This window comes from Blautia sp. AM29-29 (assembly GCF_003480555.1).
Lineage (GTDB): Bacteria > Bacillota > Clostridia > Lachnospirales > Lachnospiraceae > Fusicatenibacter > Fusicatenibacter saccharivorans.
This window is the reverse complement of the sequence record NZ_QUJD01000010.1, coordinates 1-12563: the sequence shown is the minus strand read 5'-3', so window position 1 is coordinate 12563 and position 12563 is coordinate 1. Positions and strand designations below refer to the sequence as shown.

Sequence of the window (12563 nt, the reverse complement as noted above, 5' to 3'; positions counted from 1 at the left end):
GGATCTCCCTGTCATTTTTATTTTCGATCAGATATGATAGAATCCTGCGGACTGTGCCGGGATGGTGATGATTCCGTCTTTGGATTCTGCTTTTCCTCCGATCGTGTAGAGGGCATCCTTCAGCTCTGCACTGTATGGGAAGGACTGCTCTTTGTCGGATGGGTTGATGATAACGAGGACTTTTTCACCCTCAGCCTCACGGACGTATGCCAGCGGATACTGGTTTTTCTCTGCATAAACGAACTCGATGGTTCCGCGGCTTAAGAGTGCTTTGCTGCTCTGGCGGATCTGGATGAGTTTTTTAACTTCGTGGTACAGGGAATCCGGATCGGCCATCTGTGCTTTTGCGGTCGGACGGTCTTTGCCCGGATCCATGGTGATGTAGAGGTCGCTGGCCGGTGCGCTGGAAAATCCTGCGTTGGTGCTGTCATCCCACTGCATCGGAGAACGGGAACCGGTGCGGTTGTATCCGCCCTCAACGGATTTCAGGCCTTCGACGTAGCGCATACCGATTTCATCACCGTAGTAGATGAACGGCGCACCTGGCATGGAAAGAAGGAAAGCGAAAGCAATTTTCAGCTCATTCCCCTGCAGACGGCGTGCCAGACGGTCCATATCATGGTTTCCGGACGGGATGCAGATCAGGCCTTTCTGTGCGGTCTTATTGTAGTTGGTTTTGTAGGTCTCTACAAACTCAGAGATATCTCCTTTTCCGCGTTTGGAGAAGAATGGCTCATCGCAGCGGAACAGATCGTTGTAATGGGACGGTCCAAAGTGAAGCAGGAAGTCCATGTGGAAGCCGCCCTGTAAGGATTTGTCCGGCTCGCCCCACTCGGATACCATGGCTGCATCCGGGAACTCGGCGTCGAGGAATTTCCGTACCTGCTGCCACAGGCGGATGGTTCCTTTGCCTTCCTGATCGTTCTTTACCAGGGAGCCCGCCATATCGACACGGAAGCCGTCGCAGCCCATGTTCAGCCAGAATCTCATGACATCTTCCATCGCTGCCAGCGTTGCCTGCGGTCCCTCATCATCAAAGGACTGCTGCCACGGTTTTTCCGGATCCGGCTGATAAAAGCCGTAGTTCAGGGCCGGCTGGTTGGAGAAGAAGTTGATGGCGCAGGCGCCGTCACGCTCGGAAATGCCGCGCAGGCTTCCCATTCCTTCCGGTGCTTCCCATACGTTATTAGTCCATACGTAGCGGTCTGTAAATTCATTGCGGTCTGCTTTCATGGATTCTTTGAACCATGGATGCTCAACAGATGTATGGCCCGGAACCAGGTCGAGCAGAACGTGCATGTCACGTTTGTGTGCCTCTTCGAAAACTCTCTTCAGATCCTCATTCGTTCCGTAGCGCGGTGCAACGCGGCAGTAATCTGCGACATCGTATCCTGCATCACCGAATGGGGACAGGAAGCACGGGTTGATCCAGATGGCGTTGCAGCCCAGTTCCTTGATGTAGTCTAATTTTTCAATGATACCCTGGAAATCTCCGATTCCGTCGGCGTTGGTGTCGTTGAAGGACTGCGGGTAAATCTCATAAAATACTGCGTTATCTAACCATTTTGACATTTTTTCTTTTCCTCTTTCGCTCTTATTTCTGCTGTATTTTCGTCGTTGCAGCAAGTGTTTCTATATGATATATTACTACTGTATCCGCTGAAATACCAGTAATTTCCTATTTCATTCTAATACTATTCTATGATTTTATGCATGCCGCGCTCTGCCATTTCCGGCATTTCACGGACATGCTTTTGGGAGGAGGATTTTATGATGCTTTCTGCTGCGAAAGAAAAACGCCAGCACGGCTCCATGCAGGTTCCCTACAGTTATTATGACTGCCGGATGCCCGACTATTTTCCCGGCGTACCGCTGCACTGGCACGGGGAGATGGAGCTGAATTATATCAAACGCGGAACGGGGTATTTTCAGTATGAGGACCGTCTGCTTACGGCGCATGCCGGTGATATTTTTCTGATTCAGCCGAACCTCGTACATGCCATTCTGCCCGCCGAGCAGGAGTCGATGTTTTATGATACGATTGTTTTCCACAAGAATATGCTGATCGGCGGGTATGACGACCGCAGCTACACGGAAATTCTGCAGCCGTTTTTCTCCGCCCGGCGCCGCATCCAGGCACCGATTTCACCCGAACATTCCAGTTATGCTGCACTTTCTGCATCCGTCCAGCAGATTTTCCGCTGCATCCGTGAAAACTCTGCTGTCTCCGATCTTCTGCTGAAAAGTGAGCTGCTCCGCTTCTTCTATCTGCTCGCCGCATCGCCGGAACTCTGCACCGATCGTCCCGCCATGCCTGCGTCTGCTGAAAACCTGCGGCCTGTGCTCGCCTATATCCAGGAGCACTTCGCCGACCCAATTACCATAGAGGAACTTGCCAGGCTGTCGCATTTGAGCAAAAGCTATTTTATGAGCTGTTTTAAGCAGACCTTCGGACTCGGGGCCGTTGAATATCTGACACAGTTTCGGATCAAAGCCGCCTGCGAGGCGCTGCGCAGTACGACGCAGAGTGTGTCCGAAATCGCGTACGACAATGGTTTCCGCAACCTTTCCAACTTCAACCGGCAGTTCCGAAGCAAAGTGGGATGTACGCCGCAGATGTATCGGAAGGAATTTCAAAATTCATAAATTCAAAAAGGGATGCATCAAAATATGCATCCCGAAAATCTATCTCTGATCCTATTTTTATTCCGTAATCTCCGGTACCGACGGAACATCTTTATCTTCTTCCCGCCAGCTCCCAGAATGCGACAGCGCTCGCCGCAGCGACGTTCAGTGAATCCACACCGTGTGTCATCGGAATCAGCACGGTTGCATCTGTTTCAGCGATCGTATCACTTGCCAGTCCGTCACCCTCGGTTCCGAGCAGAATGGCGAGCTTTTCATGCGTTTTCAACGACGGATCATCCATCGGAACGGAGTCTTCTTTTAATGCCATCGCAACGGTATAAAATCCAAGTTCCTGCAGTGCAGCAATTCCCTGCTCCGGCCAGTAACTGCCGCCTGGCAGCACGGTCCACGGGACCTGGAAGACATTTCCCATGCTCACGCGGATGGCGCGGCGGTACAGCGGGTTGCTGCAGCCTGATGTGAGAAGCACGGCATCGATGCCAAGCGCGGCGGCAGAACGGAAAATCGCACCGACATTCGTCGGGTTCACGACATTTTCCAGAATCGCCACGCGGCGGGCATTCCGGCAGATTTCCTCCATAGCCGGAAGCGTGCGGCGGTGCATCGCGCAGAGCATGCCGCGCGTGAGGGCAAAGCCTGTGAGCTGTTCCAGCACCTTCGTCTCTGCTGTATAGACCGGCGCGTCCGGGCAGTGCGCAAAGAGTGCTTCGTTTGCGGCAAGCTCTGCGCTTCCGGCAAGGAACGAAACCGGTTCATATCCGACATCCAGCGCACGCTCGATGACACGCGGACTCTCCGCAAGAAAAAGGCCTGGCTGCGGTTCATAATAGTGCAATAACTGCGGTTCTGAAAGACGCGCATACACGTCGAGCTCCGGCGCCGCAAAGTTTTCGATTTTTCTGATCTCTGACATAATATTGATTTCCTTTTGCGTTTTCTCTTTGTTTTCACTATGTTCTATTGTAGCAATCCCGCTCCCGTTTCGCAATCCATTCTTTTTCCCGCCGGTGCCGTTCCCCGCACCATTCGCCAAACCGTGCTTCCAGCACGCATCGAATTTTCTTGTTTATCTGTCTTTTTTAAAAATTTCTCAATTTCCTCTTGCCAAACGCCGCCAGAGACGTTATAATAATCGACGGTTCAAAATTAAAAACTGCAGAAAAGATTGGTATCAGATTGGAAACGGCACAAGTGCATTGCTTGGTTAACGAACAACACATGTGTCTTTTTTGCGCCCATTTTTCAAAATTGCAAAGAAAAGGAGAACAATCGATGCCAAAAACAAAATTTCAAAACGTTGTATTTACCCTCATGATGTCCTTTCTGATGGTCTATGCCATGATCTGCTACAACATTTCCATGAACATCGGCGGAATGACAAATCAGGTCTTTCTGATGGCGTTTCACGAGATGATAATCATGTGGCCGGCCGCTTTTATCCTCGAGTTTTTCCTCGTGGATCATCTGGCTCACAAATTAGCTTTTTGCATGGTAACACCGCAGGATCGTCCGATCGTAATCACGCTGGCAATTTCCATTATGATTATTGCTATTATGTGTCCGATTATGAGTTTTATTGCAACGCTGCTGTTTAAAAATGCCGGAAAGGAATTCGTTGCTGTCTGGCTCCAAACCACGTTTTTAAACTTCCCGGTTGCCTTCTTCTGGCAGCTCATGTACTGCGGACCCTTCATCCGTTTTCTGTTCCGCAAACTGTTTCCGGAAAAATAAGAAAAGATATCCACAAAGGCGAACCGCTTTTCCCCTCTCTTTCCACAATTTCTGTGGACAGACGGTGCAAAATGGTTCGCCTTCTGTGGATATCTTTTGTTTTCTTCCGGGATTACTCCTGCGGTACCGGATTGGATACGCTGACTACATGATCATACCAGGTTCCTTTTTTACCAATGATCGCAACATTGAAATCCTCGTCCAGTTTTTCTACCGGGATATCAAAGCCGTACACTTCATCTGTGGTTCCGTCAGAATACGTTACCTCATCTGTGGTCGGCTCGATCAGCTCTGCGCCGTCTGCCTGTGCTTCTTCTTTTGTTCCCACAAAGACATTGACAATGTTTTTGGATACCAGGCTGACGTGGATGGTCATTTTTCCGTCTTTTACCGTCAGGACACCCTTTCCTTCTTTTGCTTCATTGACATGGAACATATTGCTGTCTGTATTGAAGTCTGCCGTATACGTACCGTCTTCCAGCTCTGATGCGCTGCTTTCTCCTGCAGTCTCCGCTGCCGATGCGCTTTCTGCTGAAACATCTGATGTGGATGTACTGCTCTCTGCCTTAGATGCATCCTGTACAGAAGCGGAAGATGCGTCTGCCGCAGAAGACGCAGATACTGCAGATGCAGAAGATGACGCTGCATCCTTTCCGCCACATGCGCCGAGCATGGATACAGTCAGTGCTGCTCCAAGAAAAAGAACTGCCAATTTTTTTCTCATAATAAAATTCCTCCTTGTATCACCTTGAAGCGGATCTTTTTCATCCGCTCAACTTAAAATCCGACAGCACACTGAGTCTCTTCAGCCGTACTGCCGGATCTTATTTTACTCTATTTTACGTTCGGAATACAACCCCTAATTATTCAGCATCGTCCTGAACGCCGTTGCCGTCCATAGCTGCCTTGGTGTGCTGTACATACAGCTGCTCAACAGCATCAATTCTTCCAAGACCTTCGATCTGAGTGTTGATCTCATCGAATGCACCGGATGCCTCAAACTGGCTCTTCCAGGAATCCTCATCCTCGCCTGCCATATCGTTGTTTGCGTGGTCACCTGCAACAACCATCAGCGGACGAAGAATTACTTTCTTGTATCCGGCTGCTTTTACTGCCTCGATCACATTCTCGCAGGCGGTCTCTTCCGGCTCGCCCTCAACGGTTCCGATGAATACGTTTTTGTATCCAAGAGTATCCATCTGTGTCTGCATCTGGCTGTAAGTTACTTTTGCATTGTGGGAAGTACCATGTCCCATAAATACGAAAGCAGTGCCGTCCTCTGCTGCTGCATCCAGACTGTCATAATTTGCAGATTTTACTGCCTGTGCCGTGATTGCTTCTGCAACGGCCTGTTTGTCCTCGTTGATTACGGTAGCGTCACTTCCAACCTCGCCAAGCAGCGGCTCTGCGATGGTTACGGACTCAAATTTATCTTTATAGCTATCTACTGCTTCTTTCAGCTCGTCGTACTCTGCGCCGTGCATCAGATGAGTCGGCTGAATAATCAGTTTTTTCACGCCATTGCTTACAGCTCTTTCCAGTGCCTGATCTACGTTGTCGATCTTCTCGTCATCGCGGGCCTGTACATGGTTGATGATGATCTGTGCAGTGAAGGCACGTCTTACGGACCAGTCCGGATATGCAGCCTGCAGAGCTTTCTCAACGCCTCCGATATCCTCAGCACGGCTGTCGTTGAAGGAAGTACCAAAGCTTACAACCAGAAGCTCATTCTCGCCGATCTCGTCTCCGTTTAACGGATCATCCTTGGAAGCATCCCCTGTGTCTCTTCCGAAGTAATCCGGATCTGCGTTCTCACCTTCTACGAGTTCTTTCTGTGCGTCTGTCAGGGCATCCCATGCCTCTTTTGCTTCTTTGCACTGCTCGTCGGTGTTATCATTTCTTTCCTGTACATAAATTGCGTCAATCAAAGCTGCCACTTTATCTGCTGCCTCCTGGTCTGCATCTGCGGATACCTCTTCAGATGCAGAAGATGCGCTTACGCTGCTGCTTGCTGCTGTGGTGTCTTCCTCAGATGCGGAAGATGCACTTACGCTGCTTGTTGCTGTGCTGCTTGCGCTGCTGCTGGATGCGTTGCTGCTTCCGCATGCGCCGAGCATAGATGTTACCATAGCTGCTGAAATTAAAGCGACTACAAGTTTCTTTTTCATTTTTGTTTTCCTCCCATTTGCTGGTATCTTTGCAACAACCAATATCGGGGACGTTTTACATTTCAAACTATGAGAAACACGCTCCGCGAGTTTCTCAAGTTATCGCGGCAGTCGCTAAGGTCTCGTGCAAGCACGGACTTTGGCTCGTTGCCCGCGTAAATAGAAAGAAGCCCTTTCGTTTTTCAACGAGGGGCTTCCAGTATTTTCATCACAAAGAAAACCATCTCACCCGCTGTGGGGCAAATGTCCGCTTTCCTGTTTTGTACTGCCAGTTCCTCGTGGCACGAACGTAACGTTCCTGTACTGCGAAAGGCAGGTCTCCCGGCTCATTGCTTCAGGATTTGACTCCAGCGCATCGGTCTCCTTCCCGGTTTCCCAGTGGATCATTCCCCTGCTTGCAAAATACGGTGACGAGTTCGTGCAGGATTCACACCTGCTTCCCTTTTCACCGGACACGCATGTCCGACACCTTACACATCGATATTTAATTGTTTTTTCTTTAACGACTGTTAGTGTAGCACATCGTCTTTTCTCTGTCAAGTGCTGTAAAATCAGGAAATCCGGCCATTTTCCATTTCATATACCACATCCGCGACGTTCATCGTGGACACTCTGTGCGATACGAGCACAATGGTTTTCTCTTCTGCCGATTCTTTCAGGGATTTCAGAATAATTCCTTCATTTAAGGAATCAAGATTCGATGTCGGCTCGTCCAGCAGGATCATGGATGCGTCATGCAGGAATGCCCGCGCGATACCGATCCGCTGTTTTTCTCCGCCGGACAGCGTATCGCCGAGTTCTCCGACTTCGGTGTCGTAGCCGTTTGGCAGTGTCATGATGAAATCATGTATGGACGCCTTCTTCGCCGCCTCCATAATTTCTTCCCGCGTCGCGCCGGGTTTTGCAATAGCGATGTTGTTCGCAATCGAATCGTGGAACAGATGTGTCTCCTGCGTCACATAGCTTTCCATATCGCGCAGATACTTCGTCGGGATTTCGCGGACATCGGCTCCGTCCACGGAAACGCGCCCCGTCTGGACATCCCAGAAGCGCATCAGAAGTTTTAAGATCGTCGATTTTCCGGAACCGCTCGCGCCGTGGATGCCGGTGATTTTTCCCGGTTCCAGTTTCAGCGAATACTGATCCAGAATCGTCTCGTCTTCGTAGGCAAACGTTACATTCTGCGCCTCGGCTCCTGCAAATGCGTGGTCACCGCCGGATGCCGCATCTCCCGGAATTTCTTCCACCAGCGGCGCTTCCTCGAGAAGGGAAAGCACACGCTCGCCGCTTGCCAGCGTCTGATTCAGGTTATTCGACAGGCTGGACAGCGCCACGACCGGGCCGAAGGAACCCATCATCGCGATTGTGCAGGTCAGGACTCCCTCAAATCCGATCCCGCCTTTCGTGTAAAGATAGATCGTCAGTGCCAGCATGCCGAACGATGCCAGAAGAATCACCATGTTGGTGACAGACCGCTGGGAGCCTTCCATGCGGCTTAAGTTTTCCTGCACAGAAGTCAGTTCTTTCGACCGCCCTGACATCTGCTCTTTCCGTTTTTCGCCCTGTCCGTACTGAATCGTCTCGTCGAGGCCACGCAGGGAATCCAGCACGAAGCTGTTCAGCTCGCCAAAGCCTGTCCGGAACTCCATTCCTTTCTGGCTTCCGCGCTTTCCGTTCCACATCGGGATCACAACGCCGACCGTCAGATACGCCGCAAGTGCAAGCAGCCCTGCCAGAACATGGTATCTTCCAATGAAGCATACCATAATCAAAGAAGTTAATGCTGCAATCGCAATCGGGGAAATCGTATGCGCATAGAATACTTCCAGAAGTTCGATATCGGTTGTGATAATCGAAATCAGATTTCCTTTGTCCCGTCCTTCCAGCTTCGCCGGGCAGAGCTTCCGCAAAGCTGCAAACACTTTATGGCGGATGATCGCCAGCAGTTTAAAAGCAATAAAGTGGTTGCAGTACTGCTCCGCATAATGCAGAATGCCGCGCAGCACCGCGATCACGATCATCACCGTGAGTATCGTTTTTACCGGGGTATGTACAAGCCACATGTTTTGCACCGAAAGGCTCGTCCCTGCCGCGCCCGTCAGTAAGCCATGCACGATGACCTGTCCTGCCAGAATCGTCAGGAAGATCGCACATAAATATCCCATTGTTCCAAGAATAATTGCCGCCATCATAATATGAAGCAATGGCTTCACCAGCCCGATCAGGCTTCCCATAATCCGGAGGGCGCTTCTGCGTTTTGCTGTATTTTTCTTCTCGTGCATCATGCATTCCCCTGCTTTCCATAGTTTTCCAGTACCATCTGGCTGTCGTACAGATGACGGTATGCGCCGTTCTGTTCCATCAGTTCCGCATGCGTTCCACGCTCGCAGATGGTACCGTTTTTCAGGAAATAAATCTGATCTGACTGTACGACGTTCGCAAGGCGGTGGGAAATCAGCAATACCGTTTTCGTCTTTGCGAGTTCATGAATCACATTCATGATCAGCTCTTCACTCTCGACATCAATATTCGATGCGGCTTCATCAAAGATATACACCGCACTGTCGCTCCGAAGCAGCGCCCGCGCAATCACAAGACGCTGGCACTGGCCGCCGGAGAGGTTTCCTGCTTTTTCGAGAAGCTCTGTCTGCAGTCCGTTCTGTGTCTGTAAGAATCCCAGCAGATTGACTTTCTGCAGAACCGCCTCCATCTCCTCCTTCGTCGCATCCGGTTTCGCCATGCGCAGGTTCTCTTCTACGGTTCCTTTAAATAAGTAACTGTTGTGGCGGACCAGAACAACGTGCTTCATCAGATCCGTCTCATTGACTTCCGAGAGCGGCACGCCGCCCAGGGTGATGCTTCCCGCATATCCGCGGTTCTTTGCCGCAAGGATGCCCGCGATCGTACTCTTTCCGCAGCCGGATTCGCCGACCAGTGATACAAAACTGCCCGCCGGGAGCGTCAGGTCAATGCCTTTTAAGATTTCCCGGTCCTCTTCATAGGAAAAATGTACATCCTCCAACACGACATCCAGCGGTCCGTCCGGCAGCGTCCGCTCTCCCGTCTGCGGCTCCGGCAGATCGAGGATTTTGAAAATCTTGTCACTCGCCGCCATGCCGTTCATCGCGATGTGGAAGAATGATCCGAGCAGACGAAGCGGCAGGAAAAACTCGCTCGCCAGCAGCACAATGCAGAGCGTGCCGGACACGGTGAGGTTTCCTTTCAGAAATTCCGATACCGCCATCGCCATGCCAACCGCCGCGCCGCCGTATGCTACGATGTCCATCACGCTCGTTGAGTTGAGCTGCATCGTCAGAACTTTCATCGTGATCCGGCGGAAGTTCTGGGATTCCACATCCATCTCGTCGGCTTTCTGCTGGTCGGCCTGATAGATTTTTAAGGTCGTCAGACCCTGCAGATTTTCAAGGAACGAATCGCCGAGCCCTGTGTAAATACTCCAATATTTGTTCAGCAGCTTCTTCGCAATCTTCTGCACAACCACAATCGAAATCGGGATCAGCGGCACACAGATCAGAAGAATCACGCTCGCTTTCATGCTCACCCGGCAGAGGATGGCGAACAGCGTGAGCGGCGCAATCAGGCTGTAGAACAGCTGCGGAAGATACTTTCCAAAATAGGTTTCGAGCTGCTCCACGCCTTCCGTGGATACCTGTACGACCTCCGAGGATGATACCTGTTCGCTGTAGGATCCCCCCAGTTTCAGCATTTTCTCATAAATTTTTTCACGCAGAATCCGTTTCACATCCACACACGCAAGATACGAAGACCTCGCACCCATCCGCTCGCAGAAAAAGCGGATCACAACAACAATTGCCAGCATAAAAACCGTCCGTTTCACAGCCGTCGCCGTTACCGCGCCATACACAACCCGCTCCAGCAGATCGGCAATCGTAAATACCGCGATCACCTGCGACAGAAGCGCCGCCCACTGCCACAGAATCGTGTACACGATATACTTTTTCGCGTGGGACAGCAGCCCCACCAGTCTTGTTTTAATCATAAGTACCTCTCTTTTATGCTTTTGCTTTTCGCTTCTCTCTCATGCTGCAGATTAAATGCCAGATAGCTAAAATCGGATGATACAGCAGCATCCTCGGCCCCGAAAACCGCATAACGGCGCGGATCTTTTCCCGCATTTCCGGCTTGTAGCAGTGTACTTTGCAGTTTGCGCAGAATGTTTTCTGTTCCATGAAGGGACATTTCTGGCTCCGCTGTTTTGCATAGTCCGCTAATTTCTGACATTCCGGACACATCCCGCCGGATGCATGCCCCTCTTTTCCATGGTTCTTCCGGCAGTACAGGCGGATCATCTCTTCCACGACGTACTGTTCTTTCTGCCGCTTTTTTTCTACTTTGTTCATTTTGTTTCTCCTAGGATATGATCTTCTGTTTTTACGGTTTTGACCCGCAGGAAGAAATACAAAATATGGCACATCCATACCACAGCAATACAGATTCTTCCGATCGGCATATTCTTCATAGCAAAAAAGCCGATCGCCATCACAACCGTTACCATCCCGATAATTTTACATTTCGTTCCTACCGTCATCGCCCGATGCTGTACGAAGCTGTCGAGATGCTTCTTATATAATTGAGTTCCAATAAACCAGCTGTGCAGCCGTTCCGAACTTTTCGCAAAGCAGAACAGGGTCGCCATATAGAATGGAACTGTCGGCAGAATCGGAAGCACAATGCCGATGGTGCCAAATCCCAGGCACAGAAAGCCGAGTACGATCCAAAATATTTTAAATGGACTCTTCATAATTTTCCTCCTTTCTCACCGAATATTAAAATAGAAAAATAGCCGCTCATGGTTCTTGCGAATACATGAGCGGTTAGTTGTCGCTTACGCTAGTTATAGATTAACATTATTTAACTTTCATGTCAAACACATTTCACTCCTGAGAGAACGCTCCTCTGCTTGCAGAATAACTGCTGTTATTTCAACTCACGAAGTGTGATACATCATACTCTAAATAATTCCGCCAATGTTTGAAGATTCAACTCACGGAGGGCGACAAAGGAATCGGGCCGGTTGTGTGGGGACGCATCATTTCAACTCACGCCCTCACGGAGGGCGACTTAGAATTTTTCGGATTATTAAAAGGAGATGATATTTCAACTCACGCCCTCACGGAGGGCGACCATCAACCTGCCGCCACTGGCTCTCCGGTCTCTTATTTCAACTCACGCCCTCACGGAGGGCGACTCCATTGGTTATTTTTTTTGCGCACCAAGCGATATTTCAACTCACGCCCTCACGGAGGGTGACTTTAAAACTATCAAAAGGTGGTCGATTGACTATCATTTCAACTCACGCCCTCACGGAGGGCGACGCAGACATTTTCTGTAGGTTTCTTCGTCAAAAAATTTCAACTCACGCCCTCACGGAGGGCGACCTCGGCCAGAGTTTCCACCGATGCTGTAGAAGTTGCATTTCAACTCACGCCCTCACGGAGGGCGACTGATGAAGCTCCCGTTTTGCTCCATTGATTTCATTTCAACTCACGCCCTCACGGAGGGCGACGCCACTGTCCAAGACCTCTGAGCATTCCGTAATATTTCAACTCACGCCCTCACGGAGGGCGACAAGTACGAAGAAGAATATGGTGTACGGTTTCATATTTCAACTCACGCCCTCACGGAGGGCGACTTCCATTTTCCCATCCAGGATAAGTCGTTCCCCATATTTCAACTCACGCCCTCACGGAGGGCGACGATAGCTCAAGGTGAAGATAATTAAAAGGAGACATTTCAACTCACGCCCTCACGGAGGGCGACTATACTGAAGCGTATTGTGGGTACGATCCCCACACATTTCAACTCACGCCCTCACGGAGGGCGACTGTCTGCACCAATACAGTTTTACGTGTGTCTCACATTTCAACTCACGCCCTCACGGAGGGCGACCATTTTTCTTTGACTGTGTCCCAATTCTTCCATATTTCAACTCACGCCCTCACGGAGGGCGACGTTTCGGTCTGCCGGATGAGG

General features: G+C 50.3%; 10 protein-coding genes, 1 CRISPR repeat array and 1 riboswitch. Of the genes, 2 read left to right on the top strand and 8 right to left on the bottom strand.

Annotated features, from left to right (window positions below):
* Window positions 1-27 precede the first annotated feature (27 nt).
* Entirely contained in the window at window positions 28-1572 is a 1545-nt protein-coding gene (locus DW769_RS08740) for an alpha-amylase family glycosyl hydrolase (RefSeq protein WP_118697442.1), read from the bottom strand.
* Window positions 1573-1770: 198 nt separating this feature from the next.
* Between DW769_RS08740 and DW769_RS08735 the strand changes: the two genes are divergently transcribed.
* Entirely contained in the window at window positions 1771-2646 is an 876-nt protein-coding gene (locus DW769_RS08735) for an AraC family transcriptional regulator (RefSeq protein WP_158579813.1), read from the top strand.
* Between the two features lie 91 nt (window positions 2647-2737).
* On the opposite strand, the gene DW769_RS08730 is transcribed toward DW769_RS08735, so the two are convergent.
* Window positions 2738-3562, bottom strand: coding sequence for a TrmH family RNA methyltransferase (locus tag DW769_RS08730; RefSeq protein WP_118640080.1), 825 nt, complete (start codon window positions 3560-3562; stop codon window positions 2738-2740).
* Window positions 3563-3921: 359 nt separating this feature from the next.
* Here DW769_RS08730 and DW769_RS08725 point away from each other — a divergent pair, with 359 nt between their 5' ends.
* On the top strand, window positions 3922-4380 hold the full coding sequence (locus tag DW769_RS08725; protein ID WP_022462175.1) for a DUF2798 domain-containing protein: 459 nt from the start codon (window positions 3922-3924) through the stop codon (window positions 4378-4380).
* A gap of 112 nt (window positions 4381-4492) precedes the next feature.
* Here DW769_RS08725 and DW769_RS08720 read toward each other — a convergent pair whose 3' ends face one another.
* The 6 genes from DW769_RS08720 to DW769_RS08695 all read right to left on the bottom strand — a co-directional run bounded on the left by DW769_RS08720 (window position 4493) and on the right by DW769_RS08695 (window position 11331).
* Window positions 4493-5104: a hypothetical protein gene (locus DW769_RS08720; RefSeq protein WP_022462174.1), complete on the bottom strand. Its 612-nt coding sequence runs from the start codon at window positions 5102-5104 to the stop codon at window positions 4493-4495.
* Window positions 5105-5243: 139 nt separating this feature from the next.
* Window positions 5244-6548: a sirohydrochlorin cobaltochelatase gene (locus tag DW769_RS08715; RefSeq protein ID WP_117761012.1), complete on the bottom strand. Its 1305-nt coding sequence runs from the start codon at window positions 6546-6548 to the stop codon at window positions 5244-5246.
* A gap of 294 nt (window positions 6549-6842) precedes the next feature.
* Window positions 6843-7036, bottom strand: a riboswitch (cobalamin riboswitch).
* Window positions 7037-7099: 63 nt separating this feature from the next.
* Window positions 7100-8830: an amino acid ABC transporter ATP-binding/permease protein gene (locus DW769_RS08710; RefSeq protein WP_117761011.1), complete on the bottom strand. Its 1731-nt coding sequence runs from the start codon at window positions 8828-8830 to the stop codon at window positions 7100-7102.
* Window positions 8830-10569, bottom strand: a complete 1740-nt coding sequence (locus DW769_RS08705) for an ABC transporter ATP-binding protein/permease (protein WP_118750264.1) — start codon at window positions 10567-10569, stop codon at window positions 8830-8832. Before DW769_RS08705 ends, DW769_RS08710 begins: the two co-directional genes overlap by 1 nt.
* Window positions 10570-10582: 13 nt before the next feature.
* Window positions 10583-10930, bottom strand: coding sequence for a nitrous oxide-stimulated promoter family protein (locus DW769_RS08700; RefSeq protein WP_022462170.1), 348 nt, complete (start codon window positions 10928-10930; stop codon window positions 10583-10585).
* The gene (locus DW769_RS08695) at window positions 10927-11331 is read right to left on the bottom strand and encodes a YbaN family protein (RefSeq protein ID WP_118750263.1); all 405 of its coding nucleotides are present in this window, start codon (window positions 11329-11331) and stop codon (window positions 10927-10929) included. The genes DW769_RS08700 and DW769_RS08695 overlap by 4 nt, the downstream gene beginning before the upstream one ends.
* A gap of 290 nt (window positions 11332-11621) precedes the next feature.
* Window positions 11622-12542: a CRISPR direct-repeat array (repeat unit 30 nt; unit sequence ATTTCAACTCACGCCCTCACGGAGGGCGAC).
* Window positions 12543-12563: the final 21 nt, after the last annotated feature.